Source organism: Sulfitobacter mediterraneus, assembly GCF_016801775.1.
GTDB lineage: Bacteria > Pseudomonadota > Alphaproteobacteria > Rhodobacterales > Rhodobacteraceae > Sulfitobacter > Sulfitobacter mediterraneus_A.
Map to the genome: position 1 here is coordinate 2,605,913 of NZ_CP069004.1, position 18,421 is coordinate 2,624,333.

Consider the following 18,421-nt stretch of genomic DNA (forward strand, 5'->3'; position numbering starts at 1 on the left):
CGGTGGCGTCCAGCCCAATTGCGTCACCCGGCGGTCAACCGCGCCATCGCCCAACGGGCCGCCTCCGCCACGGTGGGATCCGCGTCGTCCCGCAATGCCGAGGCCGCAGGGTGCAGGGCCGGGACGCCGGAATTTCCGATGGCGTAAAGGACATTGCGCACAAATCGGTTTCGCCCGATCCGTTTGATCGGCGACCCGGAAAACCGCAAACGGAATGCTGCATCGTCCAAGCTGGCCAAATCCGCCAGATCTGCAGCTTCCACATGCGCCCCATGATATCTGTCATCACTCACCGGGGGTGCAAATTTGTTCCAAGGACAGATCGCCAGGCAATCATCACAGCCATAGATCCGGTTGCCCATCTTTTCGCGCAACTCAAGATCAACCGGCCCATCATGTTCAATTGTCAGATACGAGATGCACCGCCGCGGATCGAGCTGATAGGGGGCAACAAAGGCATCCGTTGGGCAAATATCCTGACAGGCGCGGCACGATCCGCAGTGGTCAATCTCCGGCGCATCCGCAGGCAAGTCCAGAGTGGTGAATACAGACCCTAGAAAGCCCCAGTTTCCCCACTCCCGGCTCAAGACATTGGTGTGTTTACCTTGCCAGCCCAGTCCCGATGCCTGCGCCAATGCCTTTTCCGGAACCGGGGCAGTGTCGACAAACACCTTCACCTCGCATGGCTCTTGTTCAATCAACCACCGCGCCAATCGTTTCAGTCGTTTCTTGACCACATCATGATAGTCGCGCCCCTGCGCATAGACCGATATCGCGGCCTTTTCAGGATGCTCCAGTACGGCCAGTGGATCTTGTTCCGGCGCATAGGATTCGGCCAGCATAATCACTGTCTTGGCCTCGGGCCAAAGGGCAGCAGGATTGCCGCGCCAATGCATCCGTTCTTCCATCCAGCCCATCTGCCCATGATAGCCCGCAGCAACAAACGCCGCCAATCTGTCCGGCATTTCGGGCACATCCCAGGGTTTGCACAACCGACAGCTCACAAACCCCTCGGTCAGAGCCTGATCCACCAATCGTGCTTTCAGATCCATATTGCTTTCTGGCCTTAAATATTCTCGGGGGTCCGGGGGCAGACAGCCCCCGGCGCGACGCTCAGAAATCCAGGTTGTTGTAATGCGCGGGCGGGGGGAAACCGGGCATCTGATCAGCCAGAATAGAGCGGAACGCAGGCCGTGATTTGATCTTGGCGTACCAGTCCTTGACGATCTCGCTGCGATTCCAATCCACGTCAGAAATGTAATCAAGTGATGACAGATGTGCCGCAGCGGCAAAATCGGCTAGGCTCATCTTATCCCCTGCCAACCAGCGCCGGTGATCGAGCAGCCACGCCATATAATCCAGATGATATTTTATCGCCTTGGCTCCCGCTTTGACATTGCTGCTGTCGGGATAGCCTTGCTTCATTACCTTTTTGTTCACCCGCTCATAAAGCAGCTTCGACGTGACCTCGGCATGGAATTTGTCGTCAAACCAACTGACAAGCCGCCGCACCTCAAGGCGCTGTACAGGATCGCTTGGCAAAAGTGACGGCTCAGGCCGGGTCTCTTCGATATACTCGCAGATCGGCGCACTTTCGGACATCATGATCCCGTCCAGCCGCAGCACCGGCACCTTGCCTGCCGGATTGCGGCGCATGAAATCAGGATCCTGTTCCCAATAGCGCTCCTCCACCAGTTCCACTTCAATCTTTTTCTCTGCGAGGCTCAGACGCACTTTGCGGCAGAAAGGGGAAAGAGGGACATGAAACAAGCGAGCCATTACTAAGATCCGATAATTTGGGGTTGGTTTCTTTCAATGCCCGTTAAGCGTGCTGTTTTCAACTCTCGAAACATGCAGCACGCCCATCCCTGCTGATTGTTGCCGCTCCGTCTCGGACCTGCGCTGCGCGTTTTTTTACATAGGCGCCGGGTTTTGAGGCTGATCGGCTTTTGGGCGAGGGCAGCACCGCAGCAAGTCTCGCTGCCTGGCTTGCAGACAGATCGGCGGCGGTCACACCAAAATAATGCTGGGCCGCAGCTTCAACGCCAAAAACCCCCTCATCAAACTCGGCAATGTTCAAATAGACTTCCAGAATGCGCCGCTTGGACCATATCGCCTCAACCAAAGGGGTCAAAGCCGTCTCCATCGCTTTGCGCAGCCATGCGCGACCATGCCACAGGTAAACATTCTTGACTGTTTGCTGGCTGATGGTAGAGGCCCCGCGCGACGACCCATCCGCAATAGCCAGCTTGATCGCAGCCAGATCGAACCCCCAGTGATGGCAATAGTTGGCGTCCTCTGCCGCCACAGCCGACCGCGCCATGACAGGCGCGATACGTTCCATCGGCACCCAAGTTTGGTTGATTTTGCCCAGCCTGCGCCCTTCAGAGATCATGTAAATATTCGTGGGCGGATCAAAGACCGCAAACAAAACAACAATTCCGACAGCAAAGAGAAAAACCCCTGAAATACTGCGCAGAATGAATCGTCTTATCCGCTGTCGCAAACTGCGCTGCGGCGGTTTTTTCTTTTTGGGTTTGGTTTTTTTCTGCGTCGGTTTTGCCATCCCCAATCTATAGGGGTGCAGCCGGACTTTGTGAACGCCGCCGCGCCTTATTGCAGCAGATGCGGATGCCCTTGCAGGATCTGCGCATCACGCCCGCGCAGGACACAACGTGCCGTCTGCATGTCGTCAGTGGTCAAATCCGCTGCATCAGGAAACAACATTAACAGCTCCTCTCGCGCAGCCAGATCTTCCATATCCCTTACATGGCCGGGAAAGAAGCTTTCTGATGGAACACCCTGACCAAACACCAGCTCGTGCTGATCAAACACCAGATGTATATATTCCACCATGCCGCCAGTGACCTGCCGGATCGTATCGCCGTTGACCAGATGTTTGGCCGCGACGAGCACCTCATCCACACCAAAGTACATCTCGGCCTGCCAACCGGTGATCAACATCCGGTGCTGGGGTGAAACGGTCAGCGGGGCATCATTGCCGATAGAGCCAGCAGCAAACCGGATTGGCGCAACATCGCCCGCCGCCCGAAAAGTGCCACGCAAGATGTAACGGATCGGCTGCGCGCTGTGATCTGCAGTAGAGACCAGATCACCCACCTCCAGAGTCTCGATCAAACAATCCCCATCTGGCGTCCGGATCATGGTTCCGGGTGTGAAACACGTGGGCCCAGTGTTGGCCACCGGCATCTGCGTGCTGTTGGTGACATAGGTCGAGCTTACGAACGTCCCGTTTTGTAACACCTGTCCATCTGTCGGGGTAAAGACGGCTGGCAGCCCTCCGTCAAGATAGAATGTGGTTCCCGTGTAGGTCACATTGCCAATACCCGGCACGTTGATTGTCACTGAATCGTTCTGCCATACAGAGATGACCTGTGTACCTTCGAAGGTGTCGCCAACGTTCGGCTGGATCAATCCATCATCATTGCCGTCCGTAAATGTCTGACGGGTGAAAGAAACAGGTGTACCCGACGCGGGCGGGTTGCCCGGGTCGATCGTGTAGAACTGATCCTTGTAAGACGTCGGCATAGCGAGATCCAGATTGCGTAACAATCGAGACTCTGCGCTTCAATCCGGTTCGAATTAGGTCAAAAGTTTAGTCAAATGTGTCAAAAAATGTTCGAGAAAAGGCGGGTTTTGTGATCTCCCCTACGCGAAAACCATGGATTTCGCGTAGGGGTTGTTTTTGCAAGAAAGCCCTTATTCTGCTGGCATTGCGGCGTCTTCATAGCCAAGAGGTGCAGGCAGATGAGGCAGCATTTCCTTGGGGCAAATCTGAATGAAATTGTGGCGCTCGGTCTCCCAGTGCTGAAGAATTTCTGCGGCTTTGCGGCTTCCGGTTTCTGCAAGATGTTGCTCCAGCAGCTCTTCGAGAATCACTTGCCAATGATCTACAGACACCGGTCCAACCACAATTGTCTCGCGGTTCATCAGGGGCAAGGCTTGCCCGTCAGGATCATAAAGATAGGCCATGCCACCCGTCATCCCGGCGGCAAAGTTGGCTCCGACTTCACCCAGGATAACGGCCACACCGCCTGTCATATACTCGCAGCCGTTGCTGCCACAGCCCTCAATGACCACTTTGGCACCGGAGTTGCGCACAGCAAACCGTTCGCCGGCTCGGCCCGCCGCAAACAGATAGCCTGCGGTCGCACCATAGAGCACGGTATTGCCGATGATCGTATTCTCGGACGCCACAACCGGACTGGACATGGGCGGACGCACGACAATCGTGCCGCCCGACAGGCCCTTGCCGACATAGTCGTTGGCATCGCCTGACACCTCAAGCTTGAGCCCCGGCGCGATGAACGCACCAAGGGATTGCCCGGCAGAACCGGTCAGCTTGACCGTCAAGTGATCACGTTGCAGGGCGTTGTTCATCCCAAATTTGCGGACAATGTGGCTGGATATGCGGGTGCCGACCGTTCGGTGGGTGTTCTGTACCGCATAGCTCAACTGCATCTTCTCGCCATCTTCCAGGAATCGCGCGGCGTCACGCACGATCTGCGCGTCAAGCGTATCCAGAACCGCATTGCGCGGCTTGTCACGGTCATAGACGTTGTTGTGCGCGCCATCGACAGTGATCAACAGCGGGTTCAGATCCAGATCATCCAGATGCGCCGAACCACGGCTGACCTGCGTGAGCAAATCCGCACGTCCGATCACGTCATCCAAAGACCGCGCACCGATGCTGGCCAGAATTTCGCGCACTTCACTGGCGTAGAAGGTAATCAGGTTTACAACCTTGTCCGCATTCCCGGTAAACTTGTCGCGCAACGCCTCATCCTGGGTACAGACACCCACGGGGCAGGTATTGCTCTGACACTGGCGCACCATGATACAGCCCATGGCAATCAATGCGGCGGTGCCGATACCGTATTCTTCGGCGCCCAGCATCGCGGCCATCACAATATCGCGGCCCGTGCGCAGCCCGCCATCCGTCCGCAGGGTCACACGATCCCGCAGGTTGTTCATCGACAGAACCTGATGTGCCTCTGTCAGGCCCATTTCCCACGGCAGACCCGCATATTTGATCGAGGTCGCGGGGGACGCACCTGTGCCACCGTTGTGACCGGAAATCAGGATGATGTCCGCCTTGGCTTTGGCCACACCTGCCGCGATGGTCCCAACACCAGACGAGGCAACCAGTTTCACCGTCACCTTGCAGCGCGGGTTGATCTGTTTGAGATCATAGATCAGTTGCGCAAGGTCTTCGATGGAATAGATGTCGTGGTGCGGCGGCGGTGAAATCAAGGTTACACCCTTGGTCGAATGCCGCAGACGCGCGATCAGATCTGTCACCTTCATGCCGGGCAGCTGACCACCCTCGCCGGGCTTGGCACCTTGGGCGACCTTGATCTCAAGCTCTTCACATTGGTTTAGATATTCCGCGGTCACACCAAAACGGCCCGATGCCACCTGTTTGATCTTGGCACTTGGGTTGTCGCCATTTGGCTCTGGCACAAAGTGCGCCGGATCTTCGCCCCCTTCACCAGAGTCGGATTTTGCCCCGATCCGGTTCATCGCGACGTTCAGAGTTTTGTGCGCCTCGGGCGACAACGCGCCAAGGCTCATCCCCGGGGTAACGAAACGCTTGCGGATCGAGGTGATGCTCTCCACCTCCTCCAGACCAATCGGCGCACCAAGTGGTTTGATATCCAGCAAATCGCGGAGATGGATCGGCGGGTTGCTTTGCATCTTGGCCGAATATTGTTTCCACATTTCATATGAGGCTCTATTGCAGGCCATTTGCAGCAAATGCATCGAGGACGCTTCCCACGCGTGGGTCTCGCCGGATTTGCGGGCCTTGTAGAAACCACCGATGGGCAAAACCACACCATCGCCCTGCCAGCCCTTGGCGTGAACGGCCTCTGCCTTGCGCTGAATTCCGGTCACACCAATGCCGCTGATACGGCTGGTCATGCCGGGGAAATATTCGGCGCACATGGCACGGGACAATCCGACCGCTTCAAAGTTCAGACCGCCGCGATAGGAGGAAATCACAGAGATCCCCATCTTCGCCATGATCTTGAGCAAACCTTGGTCAATTGCCTCGCGGTAGCGGCCAATTGCCTGTGTTAGAGACAGATCCAACAAGCCGCGTTCAATCCGGTCGGCCAATGAATCCTCTGCCAGATAAGCGTTGACCACGGTCGCGCCACAACCAATCAGCACGGCAAAGTAATGCGGATCAACACATTCCGCAGACCGTACATTGAGGGAGGTAAAGGTGCGCAAGCCTTTGCGGGTCAGGTGGCTATGAACCGCGCTGGTGGCGAGGATCATCGGCATCGCGGCGCGGTGCTCGTTGCTGCCTTGATCGGTCAAAACCAAATGCCCAGCGCCGGAACGCACAGCGTCTTCTGCTTCGTCTCTAATGCGGGCCAAACCTGCGCTCAGGTTGCTGCCGCCAGGCTCGAACGTGCAGTCGATGGTGACCACATCCGCGTTGAAATGGCTGAACAATTCATCAAACTGCGCATTGCCGACAAACGGGCTGTCCAACACCAAAATCTCGGTTTGGCTGCTGTCTTCGTCCAGCACGTTTTTAAGGTTTCCGAACCGCGTCTTAAGGCTCATCACCCGGAATTCACGCAGGCTGTCGATGGGCGGGTTGGTCACCTGGCTGAAGTTCTGGCGGAAGAAATGGCTTAATGGGCGATATTGCTTGGACAGAACCGCAGAGGGTGTGTCGTCGCCCATCGAGGCCAACGTTTCTTTGCCGTCTTCGGCCATCGGCGCGAGAATCTGTTCCAAGTCTTCGATGGAATAGCCTGCTGCCACCTGACGGCGGCGCAACTCATTCCCGGAAAACAGCGGTTTTTCCGTCACTTTGGACAGCGGCGTGTCAAGTTCGACGATTTTGCCGACCCATTCACCAAAAGGCTGTGACGCCGCCAGTTGATCCTTGACCTCTGTATCGTGGTACAATTTGCCGTCGGTCATATCGACGGCAATGATTTGACCGGGTCCTAGCGCCCCTTTGAAGGTCACATTTGCTTCGTCCAACGGCACCATGCCCGCCTCGGACCCGGCAATCAGCATCCCATCAGCGGTGACCACGTAGCGCATCGGACGCAGCCCATTCCGGTCGAGGCCGGCGCACACCCAGCGGCCATCGGTCATCGCCAATGCAGCAGGACCATCCCAAGGTTCCATTACGGAGTTGCAATAGGAATACATGTCGCGCCACGCCTGCGGCAGCTCAACCGCTTGCTTGGACCAGCTTTCCGGCACCAGCATGGTTTTTGCCATTGGCGCATTACGACCGGCGCGCACCAATGCCTCGAAAACAGAGTCTAATGCGGCAGAGTCCGAAGATCCGGCAGGAACAATGGGTTTGATATCCTCTGCCATGTCGCCAAAGGCATTCGATGCCATTCGGATCTCGTGCGATTTCATCCAGTTCAAGTTGCCGCGCAGCGTGTTGATTTCACCGTTGTGCGCCAACATGCGGAACGGCTGTGCCAGCCACCACTGCGGGAAGGTGTTGGTTGAATAACGCTGGTGATAGATCGCAAAGGCGCTGACGAAACGGTCGTCTTTCAGGTCCGGATAGAACTCTGCAACCTGCTCGGCCAGCATCATGCCTTTATAAATGATCGACCGGCAGGACAGCGACGCCAGATAGAGCGTCGGCACATGCGCGGCGCTGGCCGCTTTTTCAATCCGGCGGCGGATCACATAAAGTTCGCGCTCAAAGGTTTCCTCATCCACACCCTTGGTGTTTGAAATCAGAATTTGTTCGATCTCAGGACGGGTCGCGTTGGCCTTTTCGCCCAAGACCGAAACATCAACGGGCACATGGCGCCAACCATAGATGTAGTATCCCATGCGCAGAACTTCGGTTTCCACAATAGTCCGGCATGTTTCCTGTGCGCCAAAATCCGTGCGGGGCAAGAACACCTGCCCAACCGCGATCATTTCGTCTTCGCGAGGCGTATGGCCGGTACGGCGCACCTGATCATAAAAGAAGGGAACCGGGATCTGCACGTGGATGCCCGCGCCATCACCGGTTTTGCCATCCGCATCCACCGCGCCGCGGTGCCAGATCGCCTTGAGCGCTTTGATTCCGTTAAGCACCACGTCACGGGACTTTTTCCCGTCAATGTTCACCACAAGACCAACGCCACAGGATGAATGCTCTTCCTCAGGGCTATAGAGGCCCTGCTCTGCCATCATCGCGCGTTTTGCTTCTTCGCGGGCCACCCATGCATCATCATATTTGGTCATCAGGCTTCTCCTTCTTGCGGCGCAAACAGCGCAATTGTGTCTTGTGTCGATAGTTTCTTGTGCGTTCCGGCAAGGGCATATCCCTGCGGGCAATTGTCGGCGAAAAACTCAAGCTTCATCGGGGCGTCTGCCGCCCCTTTGAACAGGCCAGCAGAGAGGTTCTTGACCCCGTCATGGACCGTTCCGTACCAAAGGGTTGAGCCACATTCGGGGCAAAAGCCACGCTCCGCCCATTCTGAAGACCGAAAACTCTTGGCCGGACCGTCCACTGTAATGCTGTCCGGATCAGCGGAGATGGACACGAACATGCCCGATGTATGCTGACGGCACATATCGCAGTGGCAGGCCCTCAGGATCGGATTGCTGGCAGTTGCGGTGATCTTGACCGCGCCGCAGAGGCAATGTCCTGAAAGATGTTGCACCTCGGCCATCGTTATTCGGCCGCAATCGCAGCAGAATCGCCAAGCTGGGCAAGGATCGCCTCGGCACAGTCGCGCCCGTCCTTGATCGCCCACACCACCAAGGATGCCCCGCGAACGATATCACCCACGGCATAGACCCCATCAAGGGCTGTCGCGCCGGTGATGTAATCCGCTTTGACTGTGCCCCAACGGTTCACCGGCAATTCAGGCTCATTCCAGAGGGTCGGCAGATTTTCCGGCTCAAATCCAAGGGCGGTGATCACCAGATCAGCCTCTTCGATATAATCGGCCCCTTCCATCACCTCAGGGGATTGGCGGCCTGTGGCATCAGGTGCACCAAGGCGCATTTTCTGGACCATGACACCTGTTACAGGGTCGCCAACAAAGCCTTTGGGGGCAGAAAGCCACTCAAATACCACGCCTTCTTCTTCGGCGTTGGCCACTTCACGTTGACTGCCCGGCATGTTGGCACGGTCACGACGGTACAAGCATTTCACGCTGGTCGCGCCCTGGCGGATCGAGGTCCGCACACAATCCATCGCGGTGTCGCCGCCCCCGATAACCACGACGCGCTTGCCTTTGGCGTTCAGACGGCCGCTTTCAAATTCTTCGACGGTATCGCCAAAGCTTTTGCGATTGCTCGCGGTCAGAAAATCAATCGCCCGCTCTACGCCCAGGCCACCCACACCGGGGGCCTGAATTTCGCGGGTTTTATAAACACCTGTGGCGATGATTACGGCGTCATGTTTGGCCCGAATATCGGCGAAGCTGATGTCCCGGCCCACATCGCAATTCAACTCAAATGTAACGCCGCCCTCGGCCAGTTGATCGTTGCGGCGCATCACCACATCTTTTTCCAGCTTGAACCCCGGAATGCCGTAGGTCAGCAGCCCGCCTGCGCGGTCATAACGGTCATAGATCGTGACCTGCACACCCGCCCGGCGCAGCACATCCGCCGCCGCAAGGCCGCCGGGCCCCGCGCCAATGATGCCAACGCTTTCGGTACGCTCAGCCTTAGGCGTGATCGGTTGGACCCAGCCGTTTTCCCATGCGGTGTCGGTGATATATTTCTCGACCGATCCAATGGTCACTGTGCCATGGCCGGATTGTTCAATAACGCAGTTGCCTTCGCACAGCCGGTCCTGCGGACAAATCCGCCCGCAGATTTCGGGGAAGGTGTTGGTGGCCTGCGACACCTCATAGGCCTCTTGCAGACGCCCCTCGGCGGTCAGCCGCAGCCAATCGGGAATGTTGTTGTGCAGCGGACAATGGCTCTGGCAATAGGGCACGCCACATTGGCTACAGCGGCTGGATTGCTCTTTGGCTTTTGCATCCGCATATTCGGCATAGATCTCCTGAAAATCTGTGCGACGCAAATCCGGGGGCCGTTTCTCAGGCATATCCCGTTCAACGCTTACAAATTTCAGCATAGGTTGCTTGGCCATGACCGCGCCCTTTCATTCAATCCACCGAAGCTGTGGGATATTACAGGATGAAAAGGAATAAAAGTCAGCACTGCTGACCTATATTCAAGTTAATCGCATCTCTCTGGGTTACTGATGCGGTTTTCCGCAAATTTTAGATCCGAATCGGACCTATCTATTATCCAAAAACCAAAAGGCCCACAAATGCTGCTGTCCCAACGACGATTCGCCACCAGCCAAAAAGCGCATAACCATGCTTGCTCACATAACCGAGAAGCCACCGCACCACCAAAACCGCACTGACAAAGGCCATCGCAAAACCAACTGCGATTTCACCCATGGCGGAGGCATCCAACACGTCACGATTCTTATAAAGATCATAGGCAAACGCGCCTGCCATTGTTGGCATCGACAGGAAAAAGGAAAACTCCGCCGCCGCGCGTTTGCTGCCGCCCAACATCAGCGCCCCCACAATGGTTGCGCCAGACCGTGATACCCCGGGGATCATCGCCAGACATTGGATAAACCCGATCGCAAGGGCCATCGGAAGGGGAAAGCGCATCGCGTCATCATGAACCGGCTCCGGTGCGATACGGTCCACGACCAGCAGGACAAAACCACCGAGAATCAGCATGATCGCAATCAGCATCGGCGTTTCAAACAGAACAGTTTTGATAAAGTCATGGGCGAGTACGCCTATGAACACGGCGGGCAAGAACGCAATCAACACAGACAGAATGAAGCGACGGGACTGAGGATCATGCGGCGCTGTGGAAAACACAGACCAAAGCCGTCCGGCATAGATTGTCAGGATCGCCAGAACCGCGCCCAGCTGGATCACCACTTCGAAGGTTTTGCCGGCGCTTTCAAACCCAAGAAAATGCCCAGCCAGCAACAGATGCCCCGTCGAGGACACCGGAATAAACTCCGTCAGCCCCTCAACAAGACCCAGAAAGGCAGCAACCAGCGTTGTCGAGCTGTCCATCAGCCGCGGCGCAGGTTCTGTGCCGAATCCTTGATTGCGTCATATTGACCGGAGGGCCGGAACCGCCACAGATAGTCAGGCAGGATCGAAACCATCGACACCGGGCGAATACCCAGACTGTCAAAACCTTTGGCGTCTTCTGCGACGACGTTGTCGTTTTGCAGGTTTTTCACCTGATCGCGGGTCAGAACGCCGTTGCTGATCAGGCCAAATGTCATCGCCTGCATCATATCAAACCCAAAGGCCGTCAGGCGCGCCATCCAGTTTGGCATGTTCAGAATCAAGCGGCGCCGGCCAATCACGCCCAACATCCGCTGCATCAAAGCGCGGAAGCTTTCGGTATCCGGCCCGCCCAACTCGTAGATGCCTGCCTCTGCCTTGCCGGTGAGGGCCAGTTCTGCCGCATGGGCGACATCGTCCACATAAACAGGCTGGAACTTGGCATCTGCATTCACCAGCGGCAGCACTGGGCTGAACCGTGTCATGCCGGCAAAACGGTTAAAAAACTCATCCTCAGGCCCGAAAACGATAGAAGGCCGCAAGATCACGGCGCCCGGCATATGTTCAAGCACGCCAGCCTCGCCGCGCGCTTTGGTCTGGGCGTATTCACTGTCTGCATCGGCATCGGCACCAATCGCAGAGATCTGGACCATCCGCGCAATACCTTCTTCTGCCGCCAGACGCGCCACCCGCGTGGCACCTTCAACCTGTACCGCATCAAACGAGTTCTTGCCGCTTTCGGCCAGGATACCAACGCAGTTCACAACCGCATCCGCACCGACCAACGCAGCCCGCACAGAATTGTCATCGCGGATGTTGCACAGGATCGGCTCTACCTGACCAACGACACCGTAAGGTTTGACAAAAAGCGCCTCATTCGGCCGCCGCACAGCCACACGCACACGCCAGCCCGCCTTGGCCATCCGCCGCGCGATATAACGCCCGACAAACCCGGAACCGCCATAAATCGTAACCAGCTTGGACATGATAATGCTCCTGTACGCCTATTCTTACACAGTGATGTACCCCCCCGCCTGCCCCCGGACAAGGCAGAAGTGCGCATGATGGATGCGACCGAATACCGGAACAGTGATTTTTCTGCTAAAATCCGATTGACACCCCACCAACATCCCCCTAGATCAGCGCTCACGCAACCTGCCCAGGTGGCGGAATGGTAGACGCGCTAGCTTCAGGTGCTAGTACTGGCAACGGTGTGGAGGTTCGAGTCCTCTCCTGGGCACCAATTTTCCGAAAATACTCAAGCGAGAATACCGCGTTAGCGGTCATTGTGCGATTGCGACCCGCCTTTGGCTAAAGGTTTTCTGCCCCCCAGTACTGAACCGCTGGAAGCTGGAATTTCCGATTGTTTCACGGTGACGGGCTGGGCCTCAAATGGATAGATGCTGTGACATCGATCAGAGGCAGCAGAACAGCGCGGCGCTAGACAGCCGAGCGAAGATCGCTGGATCCGTCGGCGACCATGGCTTTATCTGGTGTCTGGCCCCTCTCGATCATGCGCTTTCCCGTCATATAGCTGCGCGGGTCATTCATAGCGTCAACCGCCACCAATTGGTCGCCGCGGAAATACCAGAAAGACACCGCCCCTTCACGTGTGCCTGGTCGGGTGATCACGTCATCAAAACCGGTATTCAATCCGGCGATTTGCAGCTTGACGTCGAACTGATCCGACCAGAACCAAACGTCGGGTTCATAGGGCTGGTTTGCGCCCATTAGATTGGCGGCCACGGTTTCCGCATGGGCGATCGCGTTGGGAACGCTTTCCAGCCGGATACGGCCTGCACGGTAGGGAAAGGATGCGCAATCTCCTGCGGCCCAGATGCCGGGGTGCTCCGTGCGCCCATAGGTATCGACCGCGATCCCGTTATCCAGCGGGAGCCCGGCGTCTTCAGCAAGACTGGTATTTGGGGCAACACCTATCCCGACCACCACCACATCTGCGTCAATTCGTCTGCCATCCGACAAAACGGCCCCTGTCACATGGCTTTGTCCGGTCAGGTGATCCAGTCCGATACCTTCGATGATCTCGACACCTTTGCCTCTGTGCAACTCGCGGAAAAAGGACGAGGTTTCCGGGGCCGCGACCCTTTGCAGGATACGGTCAGCCATTTCGATCAGCGTGACAGACATGCCCAAAGACGCCGCAACCGCCGCCGCCTCAAGCCCGATGTAGCCACCACCAATCACCAACAAGCTACGTCCTGGGGCGAACACCGGAGCCAAGGCTTCTGCATCCTGCAAGGACCGCATCACAAACACACCGGGCAGGTTGCCGCCCATCCGATCCGGAAGGCGGCGGGGGGCGGCCCCGGTTGTCAGCACCAGATCATCATAGGGAATTTGGCCCCCGTCGTCCGTCCTGACCACTTGAATAGAAAGATCAATCTCCGTCACGGCGACACCGGTGCGCAGGTCAATGTCCGATGCGCCATAGAAATCTTCCGGTTTCAGATACAGCCGCTCGCGGCTCATTTCGCCGGTCAGGTATTTCTTGCTCAGCGGGGGGCGCTGGTAGGGCGGCACAGGTTCGGCTCCCACCAATGTAATGCCCCCGTCAAAATCCAACCGGCGCAGCTTGGCCGCGGCCGATAACCCCGCCTGCCCTGCACCGACGATTACGATATTTCTGGACATGTCCCGACTTTTCTCTTGCGGACGCCTTGCGGCTCAACCCTGCTGTGCCAATGCGGGATCGAAGACAAAAGGCAAGGTCCTGAAATGCCGTCGCGTGGTGCTTTCGTCGATTTCAACAGGACGCGCAGGATCGCGTGCGATCCCTTCCTGCAGCAGCGCGCGCAATACCATCGCGATGGTGCCAAACTCGGTTTCTTCGGCATCCTTGTTGTCTTCGGTGATCTTGACACCGACGGCCAGCAGCTTGCCCAAGCACACATGCGCACCGCCCCCGAAGGAAACACCGTGCAATGGCAAGTTGTCCGCCAACGCGCGATGCGGGTTGAAGCTTTCGGCGTCCTCTCCAAACAGGTCCGGGTTCCGGTTCGCCCGTGTCAGGTCAACCGTGACAAATTCATCCGTTGCCGCGTCATGCCCATCGGGCAGATGCACCGGACAAAGCGCCCGGCGCTTTGTAATCGGGCTGGCCGGATGCAGGCGAACCCCTTCCCAGATGAACTTTTGCATCAATACCGGATCATTGATCAGGTTCAGGCGATCCTCTGGATGGTCTTCGAGCCAATCCAGAACTTCATTCACCACGTTCATCAAGACATTCGCCGTCGTGAACGCCCCTGCGAGGATAAAGAACGCCGCATCCTTCACCCGCTCGTCATAGGGCAGATCGTCGTCCGTGGGCGAATGCTGGAGCTGGGCGGTGATTGCGTCGCGCGGCAGATCGGATTTCTCGATCTCGCCGGCGTTGAACTTGTCGACCAAGGCGCGGCGACGGGCCAGAGAGGGTTCAAAAAACTCTTTCTCGAACGCCTCAAGCGCCTCTTTCAATTCGACCATCAGCTTGTCCCGATCAGACGGATCGGTGAGCTGCCCCATTGTGGGGGCATGTCCCAGTTTGCCGATAAGCGCGAACAGACGGTCAGTGTCGGCCTCATTATGGGCCCGGTCGATGCCGGCGCTGTCCGCCACAAGGTTGACCAGCACACGATAGGCAAACTGCGCCATATCGCCGCCGCCGTTTTCACGTACGGGATCCATCGATTCCTTCAGCGCGACGGGAAAGACGTGGTTCTGGTAATGCCGGAAAAAGGGCCGGTTGAACACACCCGCAAAGATGCGCTTTTTCTTCATATGCTCCTGCCCGTGCAAGCAAACCACGGTCTTTGGCAGAAACAACGTATCCGCGTCATAAAGCGCCTGATGCAGGTCAGGCAGACGCAATGTCGGTTCGGCGTGTTCGAAACGGGTGATGAAATGTTCGGCCATAATGAGCTCCTGTTGGTTCGTCGCTGTCAGTGCAGCTCTTCTATGTTGGGGGCTTCCGGCGTGCTCTCCTGTCCCAGCGCCACGGCGCGGGTCAGACGGGTTGAACCGATGGAAGCCAACCGCCAGCCGGAGATATTCTTGCGTTCGGGCAGCGGATCGATGTTCTTTTCGACCCCGCCAATCATCACTCTGGTGATGTTGTCGGGATTGCCAAGCAGCGACAGATCCTCTTCGACCTTGCCGGTGACACAGATGATATCGGCCTTGTAGCCCGGCGCAATGACGCCAATCTCGCCTTCCATCCGCATTCCGATAGCGCCGTTCATCGTGCCGCATTTGATGGCTTCCAACGGCGTCAGGCCAAAGTATTTCACAAAGACTTCCATCTCGCGGTAGTGCCAGTCACCATAGGGCACCAGCGAAAAGCCTGCTTCGGAGCCGCACATCAGCGGCACGCCTTCCTTATGGGCCTTGGTCATCGTGTCGATGGAATCGGTAATCTCGCTTTCGAAAATTTTCATCAACTCTGACGAGGTTCCGATCTTGTGCCCGTAGTCCACCATATTGGCCTGGAACGTCAGTGCGGGCGTAATCGGGATCTTGCGGTCGATGATTTCTTGCAAGGCTGCATCGTCAATCGCGGTGGCATGAAAGATCAAATCAAACCCGGCAACCGCGGCGCGTCTAGTCGCCTCTGCCCCGCGACAATGACCCATGACAGGGGTACGCAGCTCATGCGCGGTGTCGCAGATCAGCTTGAGCTCATCCAGCGTCCAGACGCAAAGCTCACCCAGATGGGCCTGCCTTGGAACGATTCCGGTGACATGCACCTTTATCCAATCCGCACCATATTTGATCTGGCGGCGCACCTCGCGCACGATCTCATCGCGGGAATTGACCGGCAAGTAGTAGCCCGTGACCCCTTCGTCTTTGATCAACCGGCCCGCTGTTCCGCCGACACCGGTGATCAATGCATATGACCCGCAAGACATGCGAGGCCCTTCGACGATATTGGCGTCAATCGCATCACGCAGATCGATCATGTTCTCATGCACCGAATCGGGATCCAAAACGCTCGTCACACCCGCCCGCAAAAGCTTGCGACCGTTATAGGAGGCCACCAGCGCCGAGAGAGCGTTGCGCCGTTGGTGAAAGATTTCCGCGTTGGACCCGGCATCGTCAAAGGAAAGATGGCAATGGGTATCGACAAGACCGGGCATGACCGTTTGTCCAGTTGCATCAATCTCTCGGATACCCGGCATCTGTGCCGCCTTGGCGTCGGCTTCGCCTCCCACTGCGGTGATAACGCCCTCTTCGATCAATACACTCGCGTCAATTGCTTTTGCACCGGTTCCGTCGATGACGCGGCCGTTCTTGATGATTTGCGTGTTCATGTCATTCAATCCTATTGCGAGATTCGAAGAAGGCGGCGGGCGTTGTTGGCAAACTTCTCGGGCGGGCGATGGTTCGCCAGATCCTCCGGCGCGTCCCACCCGGAGAAATTCGTCCCGAAGACCAGCCGTTCATCGCCAATCAGGTTTTTCAGCATCACAAGGCTGTCTGCATTGTTCAGGTGGTCATCAAACCACAGTCGTGACAGGCGTTCTTCAAACGCTCCGTCAGCCCGCAGGTGCTCCGGTGACCAGGGGCGCTTGCGCGCCGCCAACGCCATGCGCCCGGCAAGATAACCCGTCGCACCACCGCCATGGCTGATGCAGATATCGAGGTCCGGATGGCGCTCAAGGACACCGCCATAGATCAGGCGTGCCACTGCGAGAACTTCTTGCGCGGCAAAGCCCAGTACCACATCCAGATCATAGTCTTTCAGGTTCGGATCACCTGCAGGCCCTTCAATCCCGGCTGGCGATGGGTGAAGAAACAGGGGGACATTCAACCGGACGCAGGCCTCATAAAACGGGTCCATCGCCGGATGGTCCAACGCGTGGGGCATGTCGGTGCCGATGCAACTGCCCAGCATCCCCATCACGGTGACTGCGCGGGTGAGTTCGTCAATTGCATCGGGGACCGATTGCATCGGAAGCGCCGCAAGGCCGGCCAGATTTCCTGGATAGCGCGACAGCAGTCCTGCCAGCGCGTCATTATGGGTCTGGCAGAATTGAACCGCCATATCTGTCGGTGCGAAATGCAGAAAAGTCAAAGGGTTCGGCGACAAAAGCTGTGCATCGATCCCGGCCTCCGCCATGCGCGCCAGACGCAGATCGGTATCCATAAACGCGCTGCCCTTGTAACGCACGCCGTCGAGGCGGTAATCACCCACACGAAACCACGGGCTGTCTCCGTCTTGGTCACCCATCTCGGGGCCAAGGGGACCGGCTTTGCCAAATGACTCTTCGAGGATGATATGAGCGTGAACATCGATCACATTGGCAGTCTGAAAAGTCTTGGACATTGCGCACCGTTGGGTTATAATGGATCGAATGCAATATTATCGATATCGATGTTATTGTCAATCGACTAGGAACTTTCTGTGCAAGTCCCTGCGCTCATGGCTCTTGCCACCCTTAAAAAGAAGAGACCGATCAACGTGTCACGCACCCCACAAGACCCACCAGCAAAATTCGAACGTCGCCCGTTGGACCAACGCATTTCCTTCTTGGCCCACCGGATCAACGCCCGTCTGAATCACCTGTGTAATCCCCTGATATCGCCGCATAAACTTGATCTATTCAGCTCACGCATTATCGTGGCCATCGCTGAGAAGGGTCCGATGAAGATCGGGGAGCTGGTCGAATTTATCGCATTGCCCCAATCTACGATTTCGCACCAGATCAAACGTCTGGAACGCGACAATCACGTGCGGCGCACCCGCTCCGAAACCGACAACCGGACGGTGGTCATCACACTCACGCCGCTTGGGGAGGAAGTTGCGGAGAAATGCAATCAACTGAGCGATATGATTCTCGAGAATATCTCTGGCGCCCTAAGCCAGGATGAAATCGACGTACTGACCAACCTGATGACACGGGTCTATGAAGCCCTGCCCAGAGACATCCCGCCCAAACCATGACGGCGACGAATGCTGCTGCGATCGTCCGGTCATTTTGTGCTGCCTGGGAGCGCCTGGACCCTGAGGTGCTGGCACCGTTTCTGCACGACGACATCCTTTATCACAACATGCCACTGACCCCTTTGAATGGTAAGGGGCCAGTGATGGATTACCTGCGCAAGGCGGGGCCCTTCGAACACTGCCAGTGGGAAATCGTGAACCTCGCAGTTCAGGGCAATACCGTGTTGACCGAACGTGTGGATAGGTTTGTTAAACACGGCAAGCCAATCGCGCTGGAGGTGATGGGCACCTTCGAAATTGAGCAGGGGTTGATCCGAGTCTGGCGGGACTATTTTGATCTCGCTGGGTATCGTCGCCAGCTGGATGCGTTATAAATACTTGTTTTAGTTATCTT

At 56.9% G+C, this 18,421-nt stretch carries 15 protein-coding genes and 1 tRNA gene; 3 read left to right on the top strand and 13 right to left on the bottom strand.

All coding sequences use genetic code 11. The annotated features are described in order from the left end of the window. Positions 1–23: 23 nt before the first annotated feature. The 9 genes from queG to JNX03_RS12955 all read right to left on the bottom strand — a co-directional run bounded on the left by queG (position 24) and on the right by JNX03_RS12955 (position 12,070). Positions 24–1,052 (bottom strand): tRNA epoxyqueuosine(34) reductase QueG, encoded by a 1,029-nt coding sequence (queG, locus tag JNX03_RS12915; protein WP_203209436.1) that lies wholly within the window; start codon positions 1,050–1,052, stop codon positions 24–26. 61 nt (positions 1,053–1,113) lie between these two features. Beyond that, positions 1,114–1,779: an FtsZ-binding protein FzlA gene (fzlA, locus tag JNX03_RS12920; protein ID WP_203209437.1), complete on the bottom strand. Its 666-nt coding sequence runs from the start codon at positions 1,777–1,779 to the stop codon at positions 1,114–1,116. A gap of 58 nt (positions 1,780–1,837) precedes the next feature. After that, the gene (gene mtgA / locus JNX03_RS12925; protein WP_203209438.1) at positions 1,838–2,566 is read right to left on the bottom strand and encodes a monofunctional biosynthetic peptidoglycan transglycosylase; all 729 of its coding nucleotides are present in this window, start codon (positions 2,564–2,566) and stop codon (positions 1,838–1,840) included. Between the two features lie 47 nt (positions 2,567–2,613). Then, a complete protein-coding gene (locus JNX03_RS12930) occupies positions 2,614–3,549 on the bottom strand; it encodes a Hint domain-containing protein (RefSeq protein WP_203209439.1) in 936 nt (311 codons plus the stop codon). A gap of 171 nt (positions 3,550–3,720) precedes the next feature. Next, a complete protein-coding gene (gene gltB / locus JNX03_RS12935; protein WP_203209440.1) occupies positions 3,721–8,253 on the bottom strand; it encodes a glutamate synthase large subunit in 4,533 nt (1,510 codons plus the stop codon). Next, the gene (locus JNX03_RS12940; protein WP_203209441.1) at positions 8,253–8,684 is read right to left on the bottom strand and encodes a GFA family protein; all 432 of its coding nucleotides are present in this window, start codon (positions 8,682–8,684) and stop codon (positions 8,253–8,255) included. Before JNX03_RS12940 ends, gltB begins: the two co-directional genes overlap by 1 nt. Positions 8,685–8,686: 2 nt before the next feature. Then, a complete protein-coding gene (locus JNX03_RS12945; RefSeq protein WP_203209442.1) occupies positions 8,687–10,120 on the bottom strand; it encodes an NAD(P)-dependent oxidoreductase in 1,434 nt (477 codons plus the stop codon). A 157-nt stretch (positions 10,121–10,277) separates the two neighbouring features. Further along, the gene (locus JNX03_RS12950) at positions 10,278–11,084 is read right to left on the bottom strand and encodes an undecaprenyl-diphosphate phosphatase (RefSeq protein WP_203209443.1); all 807 of its coding nucleotides are present in this window, start codon (positions 11,082–11,084) and stop codon (positions 10,278–10,280) included. After that, positions 11,084–12,070, bottom strand: a complete 987-nt coding sequence (locus tag JNX03_RS12955; protein WP_203209444.1) for a complex I NDUFA9 subunit family protein — start codon at positions 12,068–12,070, stop codon at positions 11,084–11,086. Before JNX03_RS12955 ends, JNX03_RS12950 begins: the two co-directional genes overlap by 1 nt. Positions 12,071–12,241: 171 nt before the next feature. Here JNX03_RS12955 and JNX03_RS12960 point away from each other — a divergent pair. Next, positions 12,242–12,327, top strand: a tRNA-Leu gene (locus JNX03_RS12960). Positions 12,328–12,524: 197 nt separating this feature from the next. On the opposite strand, the gene JNX03_RS12965 is transcribed toward JNX03_RS12960, so the two are convergent. From JNX03_RS12965 to JNX03_RS12980, 4 genes are read right to left on the bottom strand one after another with little or no spacing between them, the layout of a single operon-like run. Beyond that, on the bottom strand, positions 12,525–13,736 hold the full coding sequence (locus JNX03_RS12965) for an NAD(P)/FAD-dependent oxidoreductase (protein WP_203209445.1): 1,212 nt from the start codon (positions 13,734–13,736) through the stop codon (positions 12,525–12,527). 33 nt (positions 13,737–13,769) lie between these two features. Further along, the gene (locus JNX03_RS12970; protein ID WP_203209446.1) at positions 13,770–14,999 is read right to left on the bottom strand and encodes a cytochrome P450; all 1,230 of its coding nucleotides are present in this window, start codon (positions 14,997–14,999) and stop codon (positions 13,770–13,772) included. Positions 15,000–15,025: 26 nt separating this feature from the next. Then, on the bottom strand, positions 15,026–16,393 hold the full coding sequence (locus JNX03_RS12975; RefSeq protein WP_203209447.1) for a metal-dependent hydrolase family protein: 1,368 nt from the start codon (positions 16,391–16,393) through the stop codon (positions 15,026–15,028). An 11-nt stretch (positions 16,394–16,404) separates the two neighbouring features. Further along, positions 16,405–17,409, bottom strand: a complete 1,005-nt coding sequence (locus JNX03_RS12980) for an amidohydrolase family protein (RefSeq protein ID WP_203209448.1) — start codon at positions 17,407–17,409, stop codon at positions 16,405–16,407. 96 nt (positions 17,410–17,505) lie between these two features. Between JNX03_RS12980 and JNX03_RS20685 the strand changes: the two genes are divergently transcribed. Together JNX03_RS20685 and JNX03_RS12990 are read left to right on the top strand one after the other, a co-directional pair. Beyond that, positions 17,506–18,027, top strand: a complete 522-nt coding sequence (locus JNX03_RS20685; protein WP_203245811.1) for a MarR family winged helix-turn-helix transcriptional regulator — start codon at positions 17,506–17,508, stop codon at positions 18,025–18,027. Continuing rightward, positions 18,024–18,401, top strand: a complete 378-nt coding sequence (locus JNX03_RS12990; RefSeq protein ID WP_203209450.1) for a limonene-1,2-epoxide hydrolase family protein — start codon at positions 18,024–18,026, stop codon at positions 18,399–18,401. Before JNX03_RS20685 ends, JNX03_RS12990 begins: the two co-directional genes overlap by 4 nt. Positions 18,402–18,421: the final 20 nt, after the last annotated feature.